Here is a 24,732-nt window from a genome sequence, read left to right as displayed (position 1 = left end):
GCCTCGCTCGAAGAGCCCGATTGCCGCCTTCCTGGCCTCGATGTCGTGCTTCACCCTCAAGTCGACACGCATAAAAAGCCTCCCATTTCTCATGTCCAAGAAATGGGAGGCAGTTCATGTGCTCGACGGGGACTTTGCCGTTTGATGGCTAGCGCTGAGGGTGATTACTCGCCCAGCAGGCTCTTGGTGATGGAAGCGGCGGCCTTCTTGCCGGCGCCCATCGCCAGAATGACCGTAGCGGCACCGGTGACGATGTCGCCGCCGGCCCAGATGCGGGGATCGGTGGTCTGGCCGGTCTCCTCGTCGGCGACGATGTAGCCCCACTTGTTGAGCTCCATCTTGCCGCCGATCTTCTTTGCGAAGGGGTTGGCGTTGGTGCCGATAGCCGAGATCGCGACGTCGCAGGGGATCTCCTCGATGGCGCCCTCGATGGGCACCGGGCGACGACGGCCGGATTCGTCAGGCTCGCCGAGCTCCATCTTCTGGACCTTGACGGCGCACACGGAGCCGTCTTCGCCAGCGACAAACTCGAGCGGGGAGACAAGCGGCAGAACCTCGACGCCTTCGGCCTTAGCATGGTGCAGCTCGGCGCGACGGCAGGGCATCTCGTCCTCGGTACGACGGTAGGCGATGATGGCGTGCTCGGCGCCCAGGCGCTTGGCGGTACGGACGGCGTCCATAGCCACGTTGCCGCCACCAAAGACGACGACGTTCTTGCCGTGCTTGGTGGGGGTGTCGTACTCGGGGAACTTGTTGGCCTTCATCAGGTTCACGCGGGTGAGGTACTCGTTAGCGAAGAAGACGTTGGGCAGGTTCTCGCCGGGGACGTTGAGGAACTTGGGCAGGCCAGCGCCGGTCGCCACGTAGATGGCGTCGAAGCCCTGCTCGAACAGCTCCTCGGCCGTGGCCATGTTGCCCACGACGGAGTTGTACTCAAACTTGACGCCCATGTCCTCCAGGCCGTCAATCTCGCGCTTGACGACTGCCTTGGGCAGGCGGAACTCGGGGATGCCGTAGACCAGCACGCCGCCGCCGGTGAAGAAGGCCTCAAAGACGGTAACGTCAAAGCCGTTGCGGGCGAGCTCGCCAGCGCAGGTGATGCCGGACGGGCCGGAGCCGACGACGGCGACCTTCTTGCCGTTCTTGGGGGCCATCTTGGGCGTGGAGGCGAGCTCGGGGCGGTCACCCAGGAAGCGCTCGAGCTGGCCGATGGCCACGGGCTCGGACTTCTTGCCACGGATGCACTTGCCCTCGCACTGGTTCTCCTGCGGGCAGACGCGGCCGCAGATGGCGGGAAGCATGGAGTCCTCGCGGATGGTATCGAGAGCGCCGCCGAAGTCCTTCGCACGAATCTGCTCGATAAAGCGGGGGATGTTGATGTTGACGGGGCAGCCCTCAACACAGAACGGCTTCTTGCAGTTGAGGCAGCGCTCGGCCTCGGCCAGCGCCATCTCCTCGGTGAAGCCCTTGTCGACGGGGCGGAAGTCGCAGGCGCGCTCGGCAGCCGGCTCCTCGTTATCGGGGGTGCGGGGCGACTTCATATCGGCAACGAAACGACCGTTAACTAGTGGCATGCGCAGCTCTTTTCCTCATAGGCCTTGAGGGACTCGCCCTCTTCGGAACGGTAAGCGGCCTGGCGGGCACGAAGGTCATCCCAGTCGACCAGGGTGGCATCGAAGTCGGGGCCGTCGACGCAAGCGAACTTGGTCACGCCGCCCACCTCGACGCGGCAGCAGCCGCACATACCGGTGCCGTCAACCATGATGGGGTTGAGCGACGCGGTGATGGGGGTGTTGTACTTCTGGGCGGTGAGGGTCGAGAACTTCATCATCGGAACGGGGCCGACGCAGAAGACCTGGCTCACGGCCTTGTCCTGCAGCAGGCGCTCCAGCGGAGCGGTGACAACGCCCTGCTCGCCGTAGGAGCCGTCGTCGGTGGTGATATGGATGTGGTCCTCGTCGAGGAGTTCGCGGAACTGGTCCTCCATGAGCAGGAGGTCCTTGGTGCGGGCGCCCATGATGGCGTGCACCTCGTGACCGGTCTCGACCAGGTGCTTGGCGACCGGGAAGGCAATTGCCAGGCCGACGCCGCCGCCAATGACAGCGCAGGGGCCCTCGGCCATCTCGGTAGGAACGCCCAGCGGGCCCACGACGTCGCGCAGCGACTCGCCGGCCTCGTAGGTGGACAGCATCTCGGTGGTCTTGCCGATCACCATGAAGATGAACTCGACCCAGCCCTCGTCACCGTTCCAGCCGGCCAGGGTAAACGGGACGCGCTCGCCCGTCTCGTTGGCGCGGACCATGAGGAACTGTCCAGCGTGCGCATGCTTGGCGATTGCGGGCGCCTCGATGCGGAACTTGAACACCTTCTCCGAGAACTGCGTCTTCTCCAGGATCTTATACATAGAACCCCTCTCTTGTTAGGGCTGCCGAACCGTGCCTCCACGGAAATGGACGGTAGCCCGAATAAAACCGTACGCGCACAGGCGTTGTGCAGACATACGGTGCAAATTATACCCTCATGGGCATGTCGCTTACGTGTATCTTTGGCAGGCGAGAAAAGTGACCTACCAAAAAGGGACAGGTTTATTTTGGCTGGTTTTATCAGGCAAAACGGCAAAGGGGGCCGGCCTCGCGCTTCGTTGAGGCCGGCCCCTTTGGGGCGTTATGCATGTATGGTGGCAGCGTGTTTATTGCGATGTGCCGACTGGGGTGTTTCCGCATATAAAACCTGCCAAAATAAACCTGTCCCTTTTTGGTAGGTTTTAGTGCTTGCCGTTGGCAGAGGCGGCGCCGTTTACGTGATCGCGGGCGTAGATTACACCGTGGACGATGGCCAGACCGGCAGCGTCGGCGGCGCGGGCGCAGGTGTCCTGGAAGTCCTCGGCCTCGCGGGCGCGCAGCTGCTTAAGCACGTAGTCGGCGACGGCCATCTTGCCGGGAGGGTTGCCGATACCGGTGCGGATGCGGCTAAAGTCGCGGCTGCCCATCTTGTCGATGATGGAGCGCAGGCCGTTGTGGCCGGCGTGGCCGCCGCCCACCTTAACGCGTACGTCGCCGGCGGGAATATCGAGCTCGTCGTGGATTACGAGCAGCTCTTCGGCCTTAATTTTGTACTCGCGGCAGAGCTTGGAGATGGGGCCACCCGAGGTGTTCATGTACGACTGCGGCTTGACCAGCACAATCTGGCGCTTGCCGCCCTCTTCCTCGGCATCGTTGATATTGATGAGCGCGACCTCGGCGCCTGCCTGGTTTTTCCAGTACGTGACGCCGGCCTGGCGGGCCAACTCGTCGATTGCTTTGAAACCTGCGTTGTGGCGGGTCTCGGCATACTCATCGCCAGGGTTGCCAAGCCCGGCAACCATGCGAATCTTAAGCGGCTGTGCAGCTGCCATGTGCTTCCTTTCGTCGATTTGTCGTCTGCTATGGTGAGCGACCCCGCTGCAGCTGTCAAATGGAGGGCGATTGAGGTTGTTTGGGGGCGTTTGGACGGCCGTCGAAATCCGAGGTGGACAGTTAGTTCAGATACGTATAAGTTCTGAGGACTCGAATTGCTCAATTCAATGCCGATACGTTGTTTTGGAACTTTAGTTAGTCCATATGACGCTGTTTTGAAGTCTACCCCGCTTTCAAATAGGGCGAATGGTATAGAGATAGCTGCAAAACAGCCTAATTCAATGTGTCTATTTATACGTATTTGAACTAACTGTCCAGCCCTGTTCGACGGCGCACGGGTGATTCGCCGTTTAGACCGGCGCAAGGCCGATTCCGGCCCGCAGAGCGTTGAGCCAAGCGGCCTGACGCTTGCGATAGCCCTTGATGCGATATCGGAATCGGACTCCTGCGAGTCGATGCATCGTTTGGGCGAAGGCTTCGAGTGCAACAAGGTCTTTCATTTGGTCGCGATTGATAACCAGGACGTGGATGCCCATTGCCTTGAGGCCATTATTTCGATTGCCATCGTGGATGCGAGCGTTTTGAAGCCCATGCCCAATTCCGTTGTATTCGTTGTCGACTCCGGCTGCCGGGCAATATAGGTCGCAGATGGCATAGGGGATGCCCGAGGACATGTTGACCGCAAGAGTGTCGAAGTCGATTCGATAGTTGAGTAGCAGGCCTCCCATGGGCAGACTGCAACATCCGAATCCTCCAAAGCGCATGGGCGCTCCGAGAACGGCAAACATTAGGGATTCGGCTGGGGATGCAGATCCGGGTCGGGCAAGTTTGAATGCCGTGCGAAACGATGTGTATGAGCTACTTTTGGCGAAGCGTGCAACCACCTCAAGCTCTTCGATAGTTGTGGCGGGCTCGCATTTGTAGTGTGCCTGTTCATAGCGGGTTTCGTTCTGTTGCTCGACCACCGACTGGTTGCCCAAGCAATCAAGATCGCCCGTCGCTGCGCAGCCATCGCCCTTGGGCCAGATGTCGTCATGGGCAATGGGGTATGTTGCCCCGGGAGGAAGGGAGTAGGTTCCGAGCAGTTCCATGAGAAGCATCAAGGTTTTGGCGACTGATTCATTTTTGGAACAAAGCATGGCTGTCACGGCAGGAGACGTTGCGTAGATGTCGGCCTCGACGTGCATAATTGCACCTTCAGGAAGCGGAGCGGTGAGAATATGCTGAAGAAGCCGCTTGTCGGGGCGTCTGTTGTCTTCGTCTGAAACGAGAAGATCGAGTAGTTCGGAATCATCTTCATCCCAGGCATCGAGTATCGAAAGTGCGTCAAAGTCTATCGCGTCATTATTGGGAATGCAGCTAGCCAAGGCCTGTGCTTGCTGTCCACTATCAACGGAGTCCCAGGGTAGGGCAGAGTACGTCCGTCGTGCGCGACGAATTGCGCGGAGGGCGGAGAAATGTGAAATCACGGTCGTCATGGCTATAACGTACTAAGTTGGCGGCAGAATGCGACCGCCATACCGTTCTTTTCGCTCAGCGGGGCGCTGCGCGCCATGAACGGCTGGGTGTTATGAAATCGGTAGAAATCGGTTGAGGGGATTGCAGGATATTGAGCTCTGCCGCGAAGGTTGACGATAGCTACCGGACAGTTAGTTCAGATACGTACAAGGCGGCGGGCGATCGAGGCGTTTCTAAGGGCCTTTAAGGGCGATTTGAGGGTAAATATGCGGCGGTTGTACTCGAAAACGATGAGCTTTGGACGGCGGGGCATCCGCCGGGGAGCTCAGAAGGCTCCGAACGGTCCTTTGGAGCTTTAAAAAATACGTATCTGAACTAACTGTCCAGGGAAGGTTGGCGAGGGATGGAAAAAGGGCCGGAAGCGAGCTTCCGGCCCTTTAAAAACATCAAAGATGATGCGATATGCGTTGGATTACAGCGCGAAATCGCCGCCGACGAGCGTGGAGACGGGCTCCTCGTGGTAGACGGCGGAGATGGCCTGAGCGAACTCCTCGGCGACCGAGATGGTCTTGATCTTGCCGCCGACCTCGACGGGAATGGCGTCGGTGACGAGGCACTCGACGATGGGGGCATCGTTCAGACGCTCGATGGCCGGACCGGAGAAGATGCCGTGGGTGGCGCAGACGTAGATGTCGCCAGCGCCCATGGCCTTGAGCTCCTTGACGTTGGCGCACAGGGTGCCAGCGGTGTCGATCATGTCGTCGTTGATGATGCAGGTCTTGCCCTTGATGTCACCGATGATGCCCATGACCTCGGCGGCGTTGTGGCGCGGACGGCCCTTGTGGGCGATGGCCAGGTCGCAGCCGAGCATGTCGGACAGCTTCTTGGCGGCCTTGGCGCGACCCACGTCGGGGGAGACGACAACCAGGTTGTCGGTGTCGAAGTGCATGTCGTTGTAGTACTGGCCAAACAGCGGCAGCGCGGACAGGTGGTTAACCGGGATATCGAAGAAGCCCTGGATCTGGCCCTGGTGCAGGTCGAGGGTGATGATGCGGTTGACGCCGGCGCGTTCGAGCAGGTTGGCGACGAGGCGGGCGGTGATGGGCTCGCGCGGGCCGGCCTTGCGGTCCTGGCGGGCATAGCCGTAGTGGGTGATAACGGCGGTGATGGAGCGGGCGGATGCGCGCTTGGCAGCGTCGGTGGCGATGAGCAGCTCCATGAGCATGTCGTTGACGTTGCCGCCGGCCACGGACTGAATCAGGAAGACGTCGGCGCCGCGGACGGTCTCGTCGTAGCGGGCGTAAATCTCACCATTGGCGAACTGCTTTAGCGTAAGGCCCGAAAGCTCGACCCCAAGGTACTCAGCAATCTTCTGAGCGAGGGGACGGTTGGAGGAACCGGAATACACGCGGATGGACTTGCGCATATTCTCCGACTTCTCGGGATCATTAATCGGCATTACCCTTCTCCTTTATACATCGAATGCCATATAGATGCCTTTTTGCATTGTAACCGCGCGGCGGGGTTTATCGAGTCTTGATAACGTCTTTACCGTCAACGGACACGAACCGACCACTCATCCGGTTGCGCAGGTCACGATAGAAAAAGGAGCCGCCCCCCATGGGAACAGCTCCTTTTGTGCTTGATAAAACGTTATGCCTCGTCGTCCTCGTGCAGGCGGCGGCGATAATCGGCGGCCCAGCCCTCGATATTTACCTGACGGGCGCGGCCCAGGCCGAGTGCGTCTGACGGGACCGGCTCGGTGATGACGGAGCCGGCGGCCACGAGCGCGCCGTCGCCGATCTGGGCGGGTGCGACCATCATGGTGTCGGAGCCAATGAAGGCGTCCTTGCCGATGACGGTCTTGTGCTTGTGCACGCCATCGTAGTTGCAGGTGATGGAGCCCGCGCCCACGTTGACGCCGGAGCCCATGGTGGTGTCGCCGATGTAGGACAGGTGCGGCACCTTGGAGCCCTCGCCGATCGTGGACTTCTTGATCTCCACGTGCGTGCCGGCCTTGGAGCCGTCGAGCATGTGGGTGCCCGGGCGCAGGTAGGCGCGCGGGCCGCAGTCGACGCCGTTCTCGATGACGGCCTCGATGGCGATGGTCTCATCGATGATGCAGCCGCTGCCGACGGTGGTGTCGGTGAGGCGGCTGTTGGGGCCGAGCTGGCACTCTTCGCCCACGGTGACGTGACCGATCAGATGCGTCTGCGGCCACACGATGGTGTCGCGGCCGATGACGGCATCGGGGCCGATCCAGGCCTGCGTGGGGTCGATGAAGGTAACGCCCTCGGCCATCCAGTGCTCGTTGATGCGGTCGCGCGCGATGGCAGTGAGCTGTGCGAGCTGGATGCGGCTGTTGACGCCCAGGCCGTCGCGGTAGTCATCGCAGTGGAAGATGGAGACTGCCTGGCCGTGGCCTTTGAGGATTTCGAGCATGTCGGGCAGGTAGTACTCGGACTGCGCGTTGTCGTTGCCGATCTCGTTAATGTGGGCGGCGAGCTGCGCGCCGTCAAAGGCGTAGCAGCCGGCGTTGCACTCGAGCAGCGTGGCGGCCTGCTCGGGCGTGCAGTCCTTCTGCTCGATGACACGCTCGATCTGACCATCGGCGCCCAGCTTGATGCGGCCGTAGCCGAAGGGGTCGGGCGGGGTCATGGTCATGACGGTGCAGGCGAGCTCGCCGGTGGCGACGGTTTGCGCGAACTTGGCGACGGTGTCGGCGGTGATGAGCGGCAGGTCGCCGTTGAGCACCACGACGGGGCCTTGCGCGATGCCGCAGGCCTCGAGCGCGACCTTCACGGCGTGGCCGGTGCCCAGGCGCTCGGTCTGCTCGACGCACTCGACCTTGGTAGCGCTGTTGGCATAGGCGCCGTCGATGAAGGCGCGCATCTCGTCGGCGTGGCTGCCGATGACGACAACGACGCGGCTGCAGCCGGCCTTGATGGTGGCGTCGACGATCCACTGAACCATGGGCTTACCCAGGATCTTGTGCGAAACCTTGCAGTGGTTCGACTTCATGCGGGTGCCCTCGCCGGCAGCGAGGATAATTGCGGTTGCGTCCATGTGATCTCCTGTTACGTTATAGAGACGTGTGTTTGGAAACGATACACGGCGCAATATGATACCGCAGGCATATGTTGAGCGCGTAGCGATTGGTTTGCGGCGGTTGAGGCTTGCGCCGCCGGCGTGGCGTTTGCGCTGCTTGCGTGCGGCGTTGGCGGTGCTGCGGAGCTGTCGTTTGAGCGAGGGGACGGGGGTGCCCGTGGACAACATACGAGAGGAGTTTGGCGGCGAGCCCGTCGCGGCATTCTCGATGTCGCATCCGGCTGTGCCGGCACTCTATATAGTGCTGACGCTGGGGCTCACCATGTTCTCGATGCAACCGGTGCTGATCGCGCTGTCGCTTGCGGGCGGGCTGGCGTACGGGCTTGCGACGCGCGGTGCTGCGCGCACGTTGGGGGCGCTTCGCTGGCAGCTGCCGGTGATTTTGATTATCGCGCTGGTCAATCCGCTGTTTAACGCCTCGGGCTCGACGGAGCTGTTCCGTATTGGTATGCGCACGGTGTATCTGGAGAGCATGGTATATGGCCTGTGCATGGGCGGACTGTTTGTGGCGAGCGTGCTGTGGTTTGAGGCCGCGGCGTCGATGCTCGAATACGACAAGGTGCTCGCGCTGCTGGGTAATGCCGCACCGGTGATTGCGCTCATGATCTCGATGTGCATGAGGCTTATCCCGCAGTTTTTGCGCCGCGGTCGTACGGTGCTGGCGGTGCAGGATGCGATTGATGTGCCGGGCCGCGCGCCCACCGATCCCGTGCGATCGCGCCTGCGGGCGTCGAGCGTGTTGATGGGCTGGGGCATGGAAGATTCGCTGGAGCGCGCGGACGCGATGCGCTCGCGCGGGTGGGGTGCCGCGACACGTCGTACGACGTATGCGCGGTATCGACTGGGGCGCAGCGACGTTGCCGCGCTGGTCGGGCTCGCGCTGTTTGGTGCCGCCGCGGTGGCCGTGGCGGCGACCGCGACGACGCAGTATTCGTTTTATCCGCAGCTCTCGGTGCCGGCGCCGTGGCTGGGCTATGTCGTGTACGCTGCCTGGATGATGCTGCCTTGCGCATTGCACGCGATTGATGAGAGGAGGTTTGGCTGATGGCTCGGTTGGATAGGGGCCCGGTGTCGGGCGCGGCGTGCGGCCCGGATATGCCGGCGATTGAGGTGCGGAGCCTGAGCTTTGCCTACCCCGATGCTGATGCTGCGGTGCTCGAGGGGCTCGACTGGTCTGTTTCCCAAGGTGCGTTTGCGCTGCTTGTTGGCGGTACCGGTTCGGGCAAGTCGACGCTGCTGTCGCTGCTCAAGCCCGAGATCGCTCCAGCGGGCGAGCGCACTGGCGAACTGCGCGTGCTGGGCGAGCCCGTCGCCGACATGGATGTGCGGGCATCGGCGGAGCGCGTGGGTTATGTGTTTCAGGATCCCGAGAACCAGATTGTGTGCGAGACCGTGTGGCACGAGATGGCGTTTGGCCTAGAGAATCTGGGTGTGTCGCGCGACGAGATGCGCCGCCGTGTTGCCGAGACCAGCTATTTCTTTGGTCTGGAGGACTGGCTTCATCGTGATACCGATACGCTTTCGGGTGGCCGCAAGCAGCTGCTGTCGCTTGCCGCCGTCCTGGCGCTGCGTCCGCGTGTGCTGCTACTCGACGAGCCCACGTCTCAGCTTGATCCGGTTGCGGAGAAGAATTTCCTGCACGCGCTGTTTCGTGTGAATCGCGAGCTGGGCTGCACGGTTGTTGTGGCGACGCATCAGCCGCGCCCAATGCTCGAATACGCGACGTGTGCGTACCGGATTGAGGACGGTCGCGTGCGCGAGGTGGCGGATATGGCTTCTTTGGGACGCCGAGAATCGCTGTTTTCCGATGACATGTTGGGGTGGGGTGCCATCCGATGTGCAAATAAAGGAGTATTCAGCAGGCGTGAGGACAATTTGGGCTCTCCAGAGCCGCCCGGGGACGTATCGAGCGCGAAAAAAAGTTCAGAATTGGACAAATCGTCAGAATTTGTGGCGCAAACGTCGCTCGAAAACGGCTCGGAAGCTTTCCCGCGCACGGATGGAAGCAGAATACTCCAAAAAATGCACGGCGGGTCGGCTACCACCCTGTCGGAAGGCTGGTTTCGCTACGATCGAGCGTCCGGCTGGGTGCTGCGCGGGCTCGATGCGTCGTTTTCGGCCGGTGCGGTGCATGCGATCGTGGGCGGCAACGGATGCGGTAAGTCGACGATACTCTCGGTGCTGGCGAAGACCGCCAAGCTGCAGCGCGGCCGCATGGTGCGCGGAGCGGCCTCGGCGGCGCTGCTGCCTCAGAATCCCAAAGCATTGCTGGTTGCCGAGACGGTTCGCGATGAGCTGATGGAATGGGCCTCGACCTGCGGATATGACGAGAACTTGGCGCGGGAGCGTGCGGCGAGCTTGGGGTTGTCGGGTCTGGATGGACGCCATCCGTACGATCTTTCGGGCGGGCAGCGTCAACTGCTTGCATTGGCAAAACTGCTGCTAATCGGCCCCGAACTGCTATTGCTCGATGAGCCCACCAAGGGTCTAGACCTGTTCAGCCGCCGCACCATCGCCCGCGCCCTGCGTGACCATGCGAAGGCTGGCGGCACCGTCATCATGGCTACGCACGATTTGGACTTTGCCGAGCAGGTAGCCGACGACGTCGCCATGATGTTTGACGGCGAGATTGCCTGCATGGAGTCCCCGGCCGACTTCTTTGCCGACAACGTGTTCTATAGGGCGTGATGGGATGACGGACTGTCGTTTCTCGCGTTTGCTTGCAAAACTGGAGATCCCGCTGTTGTTGGCGGTGCCGGCGGTGATGGCTGCCGCGTTGCTGGCGGGTGTTGAGCAGACAGCGTTGGCCATGCTGGTTGTGGTGGCGTTGGTGCTTGCGCTGTTCTTTGCGGGCTATGAGGCATCGCGTCCAGGCCTGCGTCAGATTATGCCCACGCTGGTGCTGGCGGCGCTGGCGGCGGCGGGGCGCATCCTGTTTGGACCCATTCCCGACTTTAAACCCGTGAGCGCCATCGCCATTATCGCCGGGGCGACACTCGGTCGTCGTAACGGCTTTATGGTCGGTGCGTTGGCGGCGCTGACCAGCAATTTCTTTTTTGGGCAGGGCATGTGGACGCCGTGGCAGATGTATGCCTGGGGGCTCGTGGGATATGTTGGCGGTGCGCTGGCGCATGCCGGCGCTTTTGATCGCGCCGATGGCGCCGTGCGTATGCCGGCGCTGCTGACCTACGGCTTTGCTTCGGGTTTGCTGTACGGCGTTGTGATCAACGCCTACGACATTATCGGTTTTGTTCAACCGCTCACGTGGGCGGGTGCCATGGCGCGTCTTGCCACGGCAGTGCCGTTCGATATCACACACGGTCTCGCGACCTGCGTGTTCTTGGCCGCCTTGTACAAGCCTTGGTGCCGTCGCATTAACCGTGTCGTCGTGAAATACGGGCTGTAAGGCATTTCGCGTTCCCTCACGAACTTTCGGTGGAATAGTTCTCGTTTTTGGCTATTTGCTGCCCAAACAGGAACTATTCCACCGCAACTTATAGGGGGAGAGGGGTCACATGATCTGTTTTCCTCTGTCTCCCAGGAAATTACTTGGGGCTAGAGCTCTAGCGTGAGGGTGACGGGGCAGTGGTCGCTGCCGAAGATATCGCCACGGATACCGGTGTCGCGAACGTTGGCGGCGATTGCATCGCTTACCAGGAAGTAGTCGATGCGCCAGCCTGCGTTGTTCTTACGGGCATTAAAGCGGTAGCTCCACCAGCTGTAGACGCCCTCGACGTCGGGGTTTGCCGCGCGCCAGGTATCGGTAAACCCGCCGTTGAGCAGCTCGGTAAACTTGCCGCGTTCTTCGTCCGAAAAGCCGGCGTTGCCGCGGTTGGACTTGGGGTTCTTAAGGTCGATCTCCTCGTGTGCCACGTTAAAGTCGCCGCAAGTTACGACGGGCTTGCCGGTCTCGCACTCGAGCGCGCTCAAAAAGCCGCGGTAGGCATCGTCCCAGGCCATGCGCACATCGATGCGCGCGAGTTCGTTTTGCGCGTTGGGCGTGTAGACATCCACAAACCAAAACTTGTCGAACTCGAGCGCACAGACGCGGCCCTCGGTTGCGGCTTGGGCGACGAGCTCGGCCGCCTCGCCCTCGCCGGCGTAGGGTAGCAGCGCGTCGGCGTGCAGCACGCGCAGCGGTTCCTGGCGGCTAAAGACCGCGGTGCCCGAGTAGCCCTTGCGCTCGGCGTAGCTCCAGGTTTGGTGATAGCCGGGCAGGTCAATATCGACCTGGCCTTCTTGCAACTTGGTCTCTTGCAGCGCCAGGATATCGACGTCGAGTTCTTGCGCGATCTGGATAAAGCTCGGGTCCTTTTTGAGCACGGCGCGCAGGCCGTTGACGTTCCACGAGGCAAAGGTGTAAGTCTGAGGCATGGTGTCCTTTCGACGGGGTTGGCAGGCTTAAGATTAACGCAACAAGAGCGGGGCGGAGTCCGCGAGTGATGGTGCGAACGCCGCCGTCCCGGAGACACGGACGGAGGACATGTATGACGCAGGCAATATCAAACCCCAAACAGGCCTCCGCCGCCCTGGCGGATCTGTTTGACACCCACAAGCGCGTGGTCTTCTTTGGCGGCGCGGGTGTTTCCACGGCAAGCGGCATCCCCGATTTCCGCAGCGTGGACGGTCTGTATCACCAGCAGTTTGCCTTTCCGCCCGAGACCATGCTGTCGCATAGCTTTTACGAGGCGCATCCTGCGGAGTTCTTCGACTTTTACCGCACCAAGATGATCGCGCTTAACGCTAAGCCCAACCGCTGCCACACCAAACTGGCCGAGCTGGAGCGCGCCGGCAAGCTCGACGCCGTGGTGACGCAAAATATCGACGGTCTGCATCAGATGGCTGGCTCACAGCGCGTGTTCGAGCTGCACGGATCGGTCCATCACAACATTTGCCAGTCGTGCGGCGCGGTCTATAGCGCCGAGTGGATTTGCTCGCGCGAGCACGAGGATGCCGCGGGCGTGCCCGCGTGCCCCGCGTGCGGCGGCCGCATCAAGCCCGATGTGGTGCTCTACGAAGAGCCACTCGACGAGCATGTGTTGACCGGTGCCGTTGCCGCCATCGCCGCGGCCGATGCCCTCATTGTGGGCGGGACCTCGCTCGTGGTGTATCCGGCGGCAGGCCTTACGCGATACTTTACCGGCGATACGCTGGCCATATGCAACCTTGCTCCCACCGATCAGGATGCAAATGCCGACCTGCTGATTTCTTGCGACATCGCGGCCGCGTTTGCGTTCTAGCCCGCGCGCGCGGATACAATAGAAAGACTGAGTGCAAAGCGACCCCGCCGCCAGCTCCCCAAGCTCGGCGGCGTGGGCATTTTAGGAGGATGTTCATGGCGAACGACAGCAAGACATGGCGGTGCGGAAAGTACGAGCTCAGCTTTGACCGTCCGCGCATCATGGGCGTCCTCAACGTGACGCCCGATTCGTTTAGCGACGGCGGGGAGCACTTCGACCCCGATGCCGCCATCGAGTACGGCCTGGCGATGCTCGACGCCGGCGCCGACATCATCGACGTGGGCGGCGAGTCCACACGCCCTGGTTTTACCCCGGTCAACCCCGACGAGGAGGCTCGCCGCGTGCTGCCCGTGGTGCGCGCGCTGGCCAAGGAGGGCGCCATCGTCTCGATCGACACGCGTCATGTGGCGGTTGCCAAGGCGGCCGTGCGCTGCGGCGCCTCGATCGTCAACGACGTGACGGGCTTCACCGATCCCAAGATGGTCGAGTTTGTTAAGACGAGTACCTGCGGCGTCGTCGTGATGCATGCCGGCGAGGTCGCCGCGCCCGCTCGCACGCACGCAACGGTGCAGCTCGATACCTCGGCAGCGGCGTTTGTTGCCGAGAAGGCGCGCGAGGCGGCTGCCGAGGCCGCGCGTGAGGCCGAGAAGCCGGCTCGCCGCCGTCGCGGCAAGTTGCTGGGCGAGCTTAAGCCGGAGGCCAAGCTTCCGGGCGGCGTGGTGCAGCCCTCGTTGCCGTTTGGCGAACCGGAGCCCACGTCCGAGCCTGCAAGCGAGCAGGAGACGCCGGCCGCCGAGCAGGCTGCTGCCGCCGAGACCGTCGCGCCCGCGCCCGAGGCCGCGCCCGCAGCCACCGAGGCCGCATCGGAGTCCAATGACCGCCTGGCCGCCATGATGCGCCGCAGTGCCCGCCGTGAGGAGGCCTATGTGCCCACCTCGCAGCTCCGCCGCTTTACCCTGCCCGATTCGGCGCCCATCATGCGCCGCGTCATGGGCTTTCTGTCCGACCAGGCCCGCACGCTCATCCATGCCGGCGTGTCGCGCGACCGCATCTGCATCGATCCTGGCCCGGGCTTTGGTAAGTCGGCTAACGAGGACATCGTCATCCAGCGCGAGACTGCCAAGATGGCGTCACTGGGCTATCCGCTCATGTGCGCCGTATCGCGCAAGCGCTTTGTGGGCGCCGTCTCGGGCGTGACCGAGGCCGCCGAGCGCGATGCCGCTACGTTTGGCGTGTGCCTGGGCGCCATCCAGGCCGGTGCCAACATCGTGCGCGTGCACGACGCCGCGGGTTTTGCGCAGTTCCTGAACGGCTACTGGGCTGTCGCCAAGCCGCAGCCGCGTCGCGCGTTTGTGGCCGTGGGCTCCAACCTGGGGCATCGTTGCGACAACATCCGCGCCGCGCGCGACATGATCGCCGAAATTCCGCTCACCTGCGTGTCCAACTCCTCCAAGATCTACGAGAGCGAGCCGGCCTACGAGATGCGCCAGGACGCGTTTGCCAACGCCGTCATCGAGATTAAGACCGAGCTGGCGCCGTTGGTGCTGCTCGACGAGCTCATGAAGATCGAGGCCGAGCTGGGCCGCGACCGTTCCAAAAAGGCCAAGGCCAACGGCCCGCGCACCATCGACTTGGACCTGCTGTGGATGGACGGCGAGACCCACGGCGGCAAAAAGCTGCGCCTGCCGCATCCGCTGATCGGCGAGCGTGACTTTGTGCTGGTGCCGCTCGAGGATCTGATGCACGACCCGGCGCGGTTCTTCCGCTACAACGGCGTCGAGGTCAAGGAGCCCGAGGATCGCGTGGGCCATATCGTGGGCGAATTGGGGCGTATGTAGATGATCGAGATGAATGCTGTTGCCGCTGGCACCGAGCTCGACGCGGCGCGTGACGCGGGTCGCGAGGGCGTGTCCGCGGGCTGGTGCGCGTGGAGCGTGGGCGATGCTTCGCTGACGTTTTCGCTGGTTGTGCGCCCCGATGTGAACATGCACGCCTTCCACGGCCTGCCGTTTGTGGCCGCGATGGGCATGATGGACGCGCTCGTGGGCACGGCTTCGACGCCGGGGTTGGGCCTTGCCGGTAAAGTGGGTATCCAGTGGCCGAGCGATATCGTGTGCGGTGCGCCTGCGTTTGAGGCGTCGCTCGCGCGTGTTGCCGTGAACGGCGGTGCCGGTGCTGCGGGCATGTTTGCCGCGGTGACGGTTGATATTGAGCGTGCGGCGCTGGGTGAGCTTGGCGTGGATATGGCAGATGAGGCGCTGATCGAGGCATTGGCCGCCGCCGTGCTGGTCCGCGTGGATACCTGGGCTGCCGTCGCGAACACCCCGCAGGGCGCCGCCGGCCCGCTGGCTCCGGTGCTGGGCGAGTACTTTGACATGGTGCCACTGCTGGGTCGTCAGGTCGCGGCGGTGTCGCCCAACGGTTTGCCGCTTGCGGTCGGTGTGTTTGCGGGCCTGGACATCTGGGGTCGCGCGACCATCAAGACCGATGCCGGCGAGCAGGAGTTTCCGCCCGAGGCTGTACGAATTCGCGGGCTGTAGCGCGGGGCGCTCGCGCTCAAAGATAACGATGACAACGAAGCCCTCTTCGGCCTGTGCCGGGGAGGGTTTCGCCTGTCTGGGGAATGGGCTTGGCGAACGTTTGCGGGGACTGTGGCATCGGGCGTGCTTGACTTAAGCTCCTGCTCTATCCCAGCTCCTGCATGCGGCGGTAGATTTCGCAGATACCCTTGATGGTGAGCTGTCCGTCGACCACGTCGAAGGCATCGGTCGAATCGGCGACGATGCTGGCGAGACCGCCCGTGGCGATAACGGTGGCATCCTCGCGGCCCAGCTCGCGCTTCATGCGCGCGACCAGGCCCTCAGCCATGGCGGCGGCGCCCGTTACGGCGCCGACCTTGATGCACTCCTCGGTATCGCGGCCGATGGCGTGCTCGGGCGCCTCGAGCGGCACGCTGGCGAGCTTGGCGGCACGGGCAGCAAGCGCGTCCATGGAGATACGGATGCCCGGCGCAATCGCTCCGCCAATGTAATAGCCGTCCTCATCAATGACGTCGATATTGGTTGCGGTGCCAAAGTCCACCACGATCGCCGGCGCGTCGTAGAAGGTCTCGGCAGCGACGGCGTTGGCGATGCGGTCGGCACCAACGGCCTGGGGGCGCGCCGCCCGCAGCTTGGTCACGGCGGCCGTCTGCGGCCCGATGACGATGGCGTCCGCGGCAATGCGGTCGGCCACGGCGTGCCACTCGCGCGAGAGCTGCGGCACCACGCCGGCAAAGGCGATCGCGTCGACCGCGCCGAGCGAGAGGTCGTACATCTTAAAGAAGCCCATCAGGCGCACGTGGATCTCGTCGGCGGTATAGGAGCGGTCGGTGGGCATACGCCACGACTGCACCAGCTCGTCTCCGTCAAACAGCCCCATGGCCGTCTGCGTGTTTCCCATATCGATAGCGAGCAGCATGTCTACTCCCGGTGTTGGCATAAAAGGACGCGCACCATTGTATACGTGCCGTCGACGGCGCTCGGCTGCGATTCGTTTACGGTGATAGGGGCTGAGGGGTTTAAATATGAAGGAATTATGCTCTACGAGATTTTCCTTGCCGTTTACCGAACTCCCGCGTATTATTCTTTCTTGCGCACATGAGGCGCCCAGACATTGCGGGGTGGAGCAGTCTGGTAGCTCGCCGGGCTCATAACCCGGAGGTCGTAGGTTCAAATCCTACCCCCGCGACCAAGAACTTGCAGCTCGTCGGCCTAGCCGGCGAGCTTTTTTGTTATTCCGGGACCGTGTTTTCGGTCCAATTCTCGGCCTCTCAAACAAAATCTCGATCTGTAACATCTAGACCCGATTTAGGCGGCTGGGTGTTACAGATCGAGATATACCGGTGGGTTGGGTCGTGTTTGTCTAAATCTGTAACACGAGGGACGGATTTTGCCGAGTTGTTGTTATAGATTGAGATTTTCTAGCAGGCGGGTTTGGTTTGTCTCGATCTGTAACAGGTAGGGGTCAAAAGTGGGCCTAGCTGTTACAGATCGAGATTGTTGAGGATGGGTCGAGAGGAATATCTTGATCTGTAACAGTAAGACCCAGTTTTGCCGCGTAACTGTTACAGATTGAGACAAACCGACGGGCCGCCCCGCCCACCCCCATCCACCTGCCGCCACCTGATATTCGCCGATTTCCGTTGTGCCGCTGTGCCCCCATGCCATATCCTCTAGACAACTACGCGGCAACATCGCCGCCGCGCCTACAAGAGAGGAATGTCCATGACCACACCTGCATCCAAGCTGCTCCAGCCCATTACGGTTGGCCCCCTTGAGCTCAAGAACCGCATTATGTTTCCGCCGCTGACCACCGGCTACGAGGAGCGTGACGGTTCCATCGGCGAGCGCAGCCTGGCTTTTTACGAGCGCCTGGCCCGTGGCGGCGTGAGCTACATCGTCATCGGCGACGTCGCTCCCGTCATGACCGCGAGCCCCACGCCCAAGCTGGCAACCGACGCCCAGATCCCCACGTTTAAGGCCCTGGCCGACGTCGTCCACAAGCACGGCGCCAAGGTCGCGCTGCAGCTGTTCCACCCCGAGTACGATGTGCCCGGTGTCGGCCGCATGGTCATGGGATCCATGGCCGCCGCCAAGGCCGCGCAGGAGGCCAAGGCCGCCGGCGACGAGGAGACCTTTGCCGCCAAGATGGCCGAGTCCAACGAGATCCGCAACCAGGCCTACGCCAAGCTGCACCACGACATGCAGCACTTTGTGAACGAGGCGAGTGTGGAGCAACTCACCCAGATCAAGGAGGCCATCGCTGCCTCGGCCGCTCGCGCACAGCAGGCCGGGATCGATGCCATCGAGGTCCACGGCGACCGCTTGGTGGGTTCGCTGTGCTCGGCCATCCTCAACCAACGCACCGACGAGTACGGTGGTTCGTTCGAGAACCGCGTTCGCTACGCGCTGGAGGTCGTCGCTGCCATTAAGGAGGCCGCGCCGCAGCTGATGGTGGAGTACAAGCTCCCCGTGATCATGGAGAACCCCGACGGCACGCCGCGCGGCAAGGGCGGCCTGCAGCCCGACGAGGCCTGCGAGTTTGCCAAGCTGCTCGAGGGCGCGGGCATCGATATGATCCAGGTCGCACAGGCCAACCACACCGGCAACATGGGCGACACCATTCCGCCCATGGGCGCCATGCCCTACAACTGGACGCTGCCCGTGGCCGAGCGCGTCAAGGCCCTGGTCTCCGTGCCGGTGGCAACCGTCGGCCGCGTTGTCTCGGTCGAGGCCGGCGAGAAGATTCTGGAAGACGGCGCCGCCGACATCATCGCCTATGGCCGCTCGCTCATGTGCGACCCCGACATTGCGCTGAAGGCCGCTACGGGCGAGCCCATCCGCGAGTGCCTCAACTGCAACAAGGGCTGCGTCGACGCGATTCAAAACCGCAAGTACATCTCGTGCGTGCTCAATGCCGAGAACGGCGACGAGGCGACCATCGCCATCAAGCCGGGCGAGGGCGACAAGAAGATCGCCGTGGTGGGCGGCGGTATTGCCGGCCTGGAGGCCGCACGCGTGGCGGCCAAGCGCGGCTACGACGTGACCATCTACGAGGCGAGCGATCACTTGGGCGGCCAGATTGTGCTGGCGGCTGCGCCTCCGCGCAAGGACGAGATCATGCGCTCGGTCGAGTACTACGAGAAGATTCTGCCTGGCCTGGGCGTGAAGGTTGAGCTCAGCCATGCCGCTACCGCTGAGGACCTCAACGCCGCCGACGCCGCGATTGTGGCCGTGGGCGCGCACGACGTGGTCATCCCCGTTCCGGGCGCCGACTCGGACAAGGTCGTCTCGAGCTGGGACGTGCTGGCCGGCAAGGTGGAGCTCAGCGGCCGCGTCGCCGTCATTGGCGGTGGCCTGGTGGGCACCGAGACTGCCGAGTATCTGCTGCAGCACGGCTGCGAGGTGGCGATCGTGGAGATGCTCGACAAGATTGCCGCGGGCGAGTCCGAGACCATCCTGCCGCTGATTATGAGCGACTTTGCCGAGCACAACGTGGAGCAGCACGTGAAGACCCGCCTGACCGCCATTACTGACGAGGGCGTGGAGGCCGTTCGCACCGCCGAGGACGGCGCCGAGGAGCCGGTGAAGATCGCCTGCGATTACGTGGTGATGGCCGTGGGCTCCAAGGCCAACGCGTTTGACCTGGACGGCGTGACGGTGCCCGTGACCTGCGTGGGCGACTGCTCGGGCGAGCGCACCGCCGACATCGCGAGCGCCATTCGCACGGCGTATCACGCGGCCAACGAGCTGTAGTTGAACATCGCGGCCAGGCGGGGCGGTAGCACGGATCCGTCTCGCCCGGCTGTGTCCCGTCGGGTGTCAACCGGTGCGGGGCCTGCAAACGCAGCAGGTCCCGCCCTTTTTGTTTTGCTCCTGTGGATGGTAATGCGCGGTAATCATGAGGAGTGAGGACGTCTACTGCCTTGCAGATCACTCAAAATTATTGGGGGAGGGGTTAATAACTATATCCTCTATACCAAAGGACATAAAGAGACGCCAATTTTGTTGACAAGCGAATGACGATTAGCTGCGAGTCAGCTACCAGCGTAAATAATCGATAAAGAAATGTCGTAATTTGGTGCCAAATGCCCAGATAACGCCGCGTCTATTTTAATTAACTGCTTTGAGCAAACAGTAAAATGCTACTATCTAACTTGCACGTAAGAAGGCAGATTAACGGTTAAGGCTAAGAAGTGGCAGGTATGTCGGAAGCAACTAGGACTCGCACGCATGCGCCCGAGGTTAGGCAGCGCGCCGTCGAGATCCTCCAAGAGGGGGTCGGTCATCGCGCCCTCGCTGCGGAGCTTGGCATTCCCCAGGCCACGGCTCGTCAGTGGGCCCGCGCGTATGCCGTGGGCGGTGCCGACGCCGTTCTCAATGCCGGTTCGCATCATCACACCTATTCGTACAACGTAAAGCTCGCTGTGGTTAAGGACCGTCTGGAAAACGGCTTGACGGTTCGCGAGGCCATGATCAAGCACAAGATTCCCAGCGAGTCTTCGGTCAAGGCTTGGTGCCGTCAGTACCGTGAGAGCGGTGAGTCCGCACTGGTCGATAAGCCGCGCGGTCGCAAGCCGCGCGTTAAAAAGGCGGAATAGCAAACGGGATGGTGCGCCCACGGGGCGCATTTTTCTTGCCGCCTCTCTGCTCCAAAGCGGACGTGCCCTTACCCCGTACGCCTAAAACTCCCCAGTTGACCGAAAACCTGCCGCCGCTATTCCTCAATTGAGCTATAACGTTAAACAATTGCAGCGTTTTTGCATGGGGGAGTGATGGTATGACGCTACTGTATTTCCTTACCCTGTTTCCGCTGGTACCGGCGCTGGGCATGCTGCTCGCGCGCGGTGACCGCGCCCGCGATGCGGTGGGGCTCATAGGCTCCGGCATTATTATGGCGGTGACAGTTGTAGTCGCCGTCATGTTTTTTGGCACGGGTCCGCAGAGCTTTGAGGTTGCCCCCGGCACCTCGCATGTGCTCTCGATCATCAGCTCCGTCATCGACGTAATTCTGTGCGCCGTCATCCTGTACAACGCGTACAAATATAGGAACGCGCTCACCATGGTGCTCGGCATAGTCCAGCTGGTGGGCTCGCTCGCCTTTGCAGCCATGACGCTGCCCGCGGCCGAAGCCGTCACGGCGACGCCGCTCTACCTGGACTACATGAGCGTGATCATGGTCCTCGCCGTCGGCATTGTTGGCAGCCTCATCTGCGTGTATGCCTTGGGTTATATGAAGGACTTCCAGGCCCACGACGAGCACGAGGCCGCACTGCGCGGGCAGACCGCGCCCGACCGTCGCCCGCAGTTCCTGGCGCTTATGTTCCTGTTCCTCTCAGCCATGTTCGTCATCGTGACGAGCGACAACCTTGAGTGGCTGTTCTGCGGCTGGGAAATCACCACCGTGTGCTCGTTCCTTATGATTGGCTACACGCGCACGCCCGAGGCCATCAAGAACGCTTTCACCCAGATCATCCTTAACATGCTGGGCGGTATCGCGTTTTTGGCGGGCCTTATGTTCTTGCACGTTAACGGCATGCCGCTGACCATCTCGGGCATGATCGAGCTTTCCGGCGCCGGTACCGCGCAATCAGCGCTGCTGGTGATGCCGGTCATCCTGTTGTCGCTCGCCGCGCTCACCAAGGCCGCACAGATGCCGTTCCACACTTGGCTGTTGGGTGCCATGGTTGCCCCCACGCCCACGAGCGCCCTGCTGCACTCGTCAACCATGGTCAAAGCCGGCGTGTTCCTGATGGTCAAGCTGAGCCCGCTCTATGCCATCTATCCCGTGACCGGCTTTATGGTCACGAGCGTGGGCGCCATCACGTTTTTGCTCGCTGCCCTTATGGCCATCTCGCAGAGCAATGCCAAGCGCGTGCTCGCGTACTCCACCATTTCCAACTTGGGCCTCATCAGTGCTTGCTTGGGTGTCGGCGCGCCCGAGGCCGTATGGGCGGCCATCTTCCTGATCCTGTTCCACACGGTGGCAAAGTCGCTGCTGTTCCTGTGCGTGGGCACGGCCGAGCATCATATCGGCAGCCGCAATATCGAGGACATGGACGGTATGTTCAGCCGCATGCCGCACCTGACGCGCCTGATGATGCTGGGCATCATGGGCATGTTTGTGGCGCCGTTTGGCATGCTCGTGTCCAAGTGGGGCGCCCTGGTGGCGTTCGCGCAGACCGGCAACGTGCTCATGATTATGGTGCTGGCCTTTGGCTCGGCCGCGACGTTTTTCTTCTGGGGCAAGTGGCTTGCCAAGCTTTCGGGCGTCGACCCCACGGCTCAAAACGTTGAGGTCAATGTCCATAAGACCGAATGGATGGCCCTCAACACCATCGCCGCGCTGCTGATTCTGTGCTGCGTGGCGTTCCCGGTTATCTCGAGCGGTCTGGTGTCGCCTTACTTGGCCATGGTGTTTGGCCGCGTGCCGTACGTTATTGGCAAGGACGCCATGTACCTGATGGTGGTTATCGTGGCGTTTATCGCCGTGGTGCTGCTGACTTCATTCCGAGTGAGCAACAAACCGCATGTAAACGTATATCTTTCGGGCGTGGGAACCGACAAATATCGCCATTTCCGCGGCTCGATGGGACACGAGGTGAAGGCCGAAAAGCGCAATTGGTACTCGGAGGACGCCCTTGGCGAGAAGCGTATTGGCCCCGCGGGTAGCGTCGTGTGCTGCAGCATTATCTTGTTTGCGCTGCTGTGTTGCGCGTGGATTGGGCCCGAGCGACTTGCCATGAGTGCGCCCTCGGTGCTGCGCGGCAAGTATTTTGAAGGTTCGGGCGTCGTGGGCATTTTTATTGGCACCGTGGCATTTGCCTTACTGGCGCCGCTTGTGGGCGGCCTGATCGACGGCGTTGACCGCAAACTTTCGGCCCGCATGCAGGGCCGCGTGGGCCCGCGCCTGCTCCAGCCTTTCTACGATGTGGCCAAGCTGCTGCGCAAGGCCCCCGCCAGCGTAAACACCATGGACGATACCTACATGGCGTGCGCGCTCATCTTTACCGTGGTGGGCGGCGGCATCTTTGTGTCGGGTTCCAACACGCTGTTGTGCGCTTTTATGGTGACCCTCGCTGCGATCTTTGTGGTGTTGGCGTCCGCCTCGACGCAAAGCCCGTTTGCCCAGGTCGGCGCCGACCGTGAGCTGCTGCAGGTCATGAGTTACGAGCCCGCCGTTTTGCTGATGAGCGTGGGCCTGTACCTTGCCACCGACAGCTTCGATTCCATCGCCGTGACGGGGCAGTCGGCCCCCATCATCGTGTACAGCGCGCCCATTTTCCTCGCGCTGCTCGCGGTGCTCACCATCAAGCTGCGCAAGTCGCCGTTTGACCTTTCGTACTCGCATCACGCGCATCAGGAGATCGTCCAGGGCGTCGCCACCGAGATGAGCGGCGGCACGCTGGCCAAGATGACCCTTATGCACTGGTGCGAGACCGTGCTGTTTTTGATGTGGGTGGGCATGTTCTTTGTTTGGGACAACCCGGTGAGCTGGGTGGTCGCCCTGGTCGTGATGGCTGCGACGTATTTTGTCGAGGTGCTGATCGACAACACCTTCGCACGCAGCACCTGGCGCAGCTGCTTTAGGCTCGGATGGGGCGTGGCGCTAGTGTTTGGCCTGCTCAACCTTATGCCCATCCTCGTCGATGTGTTTATTTAGGAGGCGGCATCCATGGATCATAAAATGTCGCGCTCGCCGTGGGTTATTCATTACGACGGTTCGAGCTGCAACGGATGCGATATCGAGGTGTTGGCCTCACTTACCCCGCAGTTCGATGCGGAGCGGTTTGGCGTGGTCAACACCGGCAACCCCAAGCATGCGGATATCTTTTTGGTGACGGGGTCGGTCAATGCCCAGAACCTGCCCGTCGTGCGCCAGATCTACAACCAGATGCTCGAGCCCAAGTGCGTGGTGGCCTGCGGTATCTGCGCGTGTTCGGGCGGCGTGTTCCGCGATGCCTATAACGTGATCGGCGGCGTGGACCGCGCGATTCCCGTGGATGTGTACGCGCCCGGGTGCGCCATTCGCCCCGAGACCGTGATCGATGCCATCGTGGAGGCGTGCGGCATCCTGGACCAGAAGGAGGCCGTGATGCGCGCTGGCGGCGATCCACTTACCGTGGGCGGTGCCGCTACTTGGGACGGTGGCGTTGAGTTGGGCGAGGACGGGTTTGTGGCTGCGGGGGCCGGGGCTGATGGTGCCGGTGACGGTGTCGAGGCCAACGTGTCCACCAGGTCCGCCGCGCCCGCCGCTGCAAAGGAGGCCGAGTAATGCAAAAGGCTATCTATACCACCGTCGGGATCGACGAGCTCCTGTCGCATGTCCAGGCGCTCAAGGGCGTCGGCGCGCGCTTTGTGCAAATGCACGCCGAGCGCAACGTCGACGACGGCACGTATCGCCTGGTCTATACGTTTATCAACGTTCGTGTTGCTCAGGAGCAGATTGCGCAGGACGGCAGCTATGCGATCGAGAACCTGGTGGTTGAGGGCATCGACCAGTACCAGGAGGTTCCGTCCATCAGCTCGTATTACCCCGCGGTGTTCCCGTTTGAAAATGAGGCCCACGACCTGTTTGGCCTTGCCATCACCGACATGCAGGTCGACTTTAAGGGCTTTTTCTACCAGGTTTCGACTGCCGAGCCCATGAGCGCTATCACGCCCGAGGTGAAGGCCGCGCGCGAGAAAGCCATGAAGGTCCGTGCCGCTGCCGAGGCCAAGGCGCGCAAGGCCGCGGCCGAAAAGGCCGCCGCTGCGGCTGCTGCAGGGGAGGGCGCTGCGGGCGCCGGCGATGCCGCGGGCGCCGCTGCTCAGCCCGCTGCGGCTGCCGGCTCCGATGCTCAGCACGATGAGGCTGCTGCGAAGGCCGCGCTCAAGGCTGCCGAGATGGAGGCAAGGCTCGCTGCCATGGATCCCGAGAAAGCAGCCAAGGTCCGCGCGGCGCTTGCCGCCAAGGCCGCCCGCGACAAGCAGAAAAAGGAGGCGTAAGGC

The 24,732-nt window shown here is 62.2% G+C and carries 19 protein-coding genes and 1 tRNA gene; 12 read left to right on the top strand and 8 right to left on the bottom strand.

Translation table 11 applies throughout. From position 1 onward, the window contains the following. Nucleotides 1-164: 164 nt before the first annotated feature. The 6 genes from gltA to glmU form a co-directional block, all read right to left on the bottom strand. Nucleotides 165-1,574 (bottom strand): NADPH-dependent glutamate synthase, encoded by a 1,410-nt coding sequence (gene gltA, locus I4W07_RS05885; protein ID WP_022094914.1) that lies wholly within the window; start codon nt 1,572-1,574, stop codon nt 165-167. Then, the gene (locus I4W07_RS05880; protein ID WP_117716181.1) at nt 1,565-2,404 is read right to left on the bottom strand and encodes a sulfide/dihydroorotate dehydrogenase-like FAD/NAD-binding protein; all 840 of its coding nucleotides are present in this window, start codon (nt 2,402-2,404) and stop codon (nt 1,565-1,567) included. The genes gltA and I4W07_RS05880 overlap by 10 nt, the downstream gene beginning before the upstream one ends. 360 nt (nt 2,405-2,764) lie before the next feature. Beyond that, complete coding sequence (gene pth / locus I4W07_RS05875) at nt 2,765-3,394, bottom strand: aminoacyl-tRNA hydrolase (protein WP_192923914.1); 630 nt, start codon at nt 3,392-3,394, stop codon at nt 2,765-2,767. Between the two features lie 351 nt (nt 3,395-3,745). Beyond that, nucleotides 3,746-4,762, bottom strand: a complete 1,017-nt coding sequence (locus I4W07_RS05870) for an endonuclease domain-containing protein (RefSeq protein WP_230317506.1) — start codon at nt 4,760-4,762, stop codon at nt 3,746-3,748. A 563-nt stretch (nt 4,763-5,325) separates the two neighbouring features. Further along, entirely contained in the window at nt 5,326-6,312 is a 987-nt protein-coding gene (locus tag I4W07_RS05865) for a ribose-phosphate diphosphokinase (RefSeq protein ID WP_022094252.1), read from the bottom strand. Between the two features lie 194 nt (nt 6,313-6,506). Then, nucleotides 6,507-7,919: a bifunctional UDP-N-acetylglucosamine diphosphorylase/glucosamine-1-phosphate N-acetyltransferase GlmU gene (glmU, locus tag I4W07_RS05860; protein WP_196025928.1), complete on the bottom strand. Its 1,413-nt coding sequence runs from the start codon at nt 7,917-7,919 to the stop codon at nt 6,507-6,509. Between the two features lie 199 nt (nt 7,920-8,118). On the opposite strand from glmU, the gene I4W07_RS05855 reads away from it, so the two are divergent. From I4W07_RS05855 to I4W07_RS05845, 3 genes are read left to right on the top strand one after another with little or no spacing between them, the layout of a single operon-like run. Continuing rightward, nucleotides 8,119-9,006 (top strand): energy-coupling factor transporter transmembrane component T, encoded by an 888-nt coding sequence (locus I4W07_RS05855; RefSeq protein WP_271739759.1) that lies wholly within the window; start codon nt 8,119-8,121, stop codon nt 9,004-9,006. Further along, nucleotides 9,006-10,649, top strand: a complete 1,644-nt coding sequence (locus tag I4W07_RS05850; RefSeq protein ID WP_196025926.1) for an ABC transporter ATP-binding protein — start codon at nt 9,006-9,008, stop codon at nt 10,647-10,649. The genes I4W07_RS05855 and I4W07_RS05850 overlap by 1 nt, the downstream gene beginning before the upstream one ends. A gap of 4 nt (nt 10,650-10,653) precedes the next feature. After that, a complete protein-coding gene (locus I4W07_RS05845) occupies nt 10,654-11,367 on the top strand; it encodes a DUF6580 family putative transport protein (RefSeq protein WP_196025925.1) in 714 nt (237 codons plus the stop codon). Between the two features lie 149 nt (nt 11,368-11,516). Here I4W07_RS05845 and I4W07_RS05840 read toward each other — a convergent pair whose 3' ends face one another. Continuing rightward, nucleotides 11,517-12,335, bottom strand: coding sequence for an exodeoxyribonuclease III (locus I4W07_RS05840; protein WP_196025924.1), 819 nt, complete (start codon nt 12,333-12,335; stop codon nt 11,517-11,519). Nucleotides 12,336-12,448: 113 nt separating this feature from the next. On the opposite strand from I4W07_RS05840, the gene I4W07_RS05835 reads away from it, so the two are divergent. From I4W07_RS05835 to I4W07_RS05825, 3 genes are all read left to right on the top strand, one after another. After that, nucleotides 12,449-13,201, top strand: a complete 753-nt coding sequence (locus tag I4W07_RS05835) for an NAD-dependent protein deacylase (RefSeq protein ID WP_196025923.1) — start codon at nt 12,449-12,451, stop codon at nt 13,199-13,201. A 95-nt stretch (nt 13,202-13,296) separates the two neighbouring features. Further along, the gene (folP, locus tag I4W07_RS05830; protein ID WP_196025922.1) at nt 13,297-15,039 is read left to right on the top strand and encodes a dihydropteroate synthase; all 1,743 of its coding nucleotides are present in this window, start codon (nt 13,297-13,299) and stop codon (nt 15,037-15,039) included. After that, nucleotides 15,040-15,741, top strand: a complete 702-nt coding sequence (locus tag I4W07_RS05825; protein WP_196025921.1) for a hypothetical protein — start codon at nt 15,040-15,042, stop codon at nt 15,739-15,741. It begins immediately after the preceding gene. 145 nt (nt 15,742-15,886) lie between these two features. Here I4W07_RS05825 and I4W07_RS05820 read toward each other — a convergent pair whose 3' ends face one another. Continuing rightward, complete coding sequence (locus tag I4W07_RS05820; RefSeq protein ID WP_196025920.1) at nt 15,887-16,660, bottom strand: type III pantothenate kinase; 774 nt, start codon at nt 16,658-16,660, stop codon at nt 15,887-15,889. 196 nt (nt 16,661-16,856) lie between these two features. On the opposite strand from I4W07_RS05820, the gene I4W07_RS05815 reads away from it, so the two are divergent. From I4W07_RS05815 to I4W07_RS05790, 6 genes are all read left to right on the top strand, one after another. After that, nucleotides 16,857-16,933 (top strand) — tRNA-Met (locus tag I4W07_RS05815). Between the two features lie 533 nt (nt 16,934-17,466). Further along, nucleotides 17,467-19,497 (top strand): bilirubin reductase, long form, encoded by a 2,031-nt coding sequence (bilR, locus tag I4W07_RS05810; RefSeq protein WP_230317505.1) that lies wholly within the window; start codon nt 17,467-17,469, stop codon nt 19,495-19,497. 449 nt (nt 19,498-19,946) lie between these two features. After that, nucleotides 19,947-20,342, top strand: a complete 396-nt coding sequence (locus I4W07_RS05805) for a helix-turn-helix domain-containing protein (RefSeq protein ID WP_196025918.1) — start codon at nt 19,947-19,949, stop codon at nt 20,340-20,342. A 179-nt stretch (nt 20,343-20,521) separates the two neighbouring features. Then, on the top strand, nt 20,522-23,404 hold the full coding sequence (locus I4W07_RS05800) for a proton-conducting transporter transmembrane domain-containing protein (RefSeq protein WP_196025917.1): 2,883 nt from the start codon (nt 20,522-20,524) through the stop codon (nt 23,402-23,404). Nucleotides 23,405-23,416: 12 nt separating this feature from the next. Next, nucleotides 23,417-24,016 (top strand): NADH-quinone oxidoreductase subunit B family protein, encoded by a 600-nt coding sequence (locus I4W07_RS05795; RefSeq protein ID WP_196025916.1) that lies wholly within the window; start codon nt 23,417-23,419, stop codon nt 24,014-24,016. Then, nucleotides 24,016-24,729, top strand: a complete 714-nt coding sequence (locus tag I4W07_RS05790; protein WP_196025915.1) for an NADH-quinone oxidoreductase subunit C — start codon at nt 24,016-24,018, stop codon at nt 24,727-24,729. Before I4W07_RS05795 ends, I4W07_RS05790 begins: the two co-directional genes overlap by 1 nt. Nucleotides 24,730-24,732 lie beyond the last annotated feature (3 nt).

Source organism: Collinsella aerofaciens (assembly GCF_015670745.1).
GTDB lineage: Bacteria > Actinomycetota > Coriobacteriia > Coriobacteriales > Coriobacteriaceae > Collinsella > Collinsella aerofaciens_T.
Note: the sequence above shows the minus strand (reverse complement) of the source record. Positions and strands in the feature narration are given on the sequence as shown.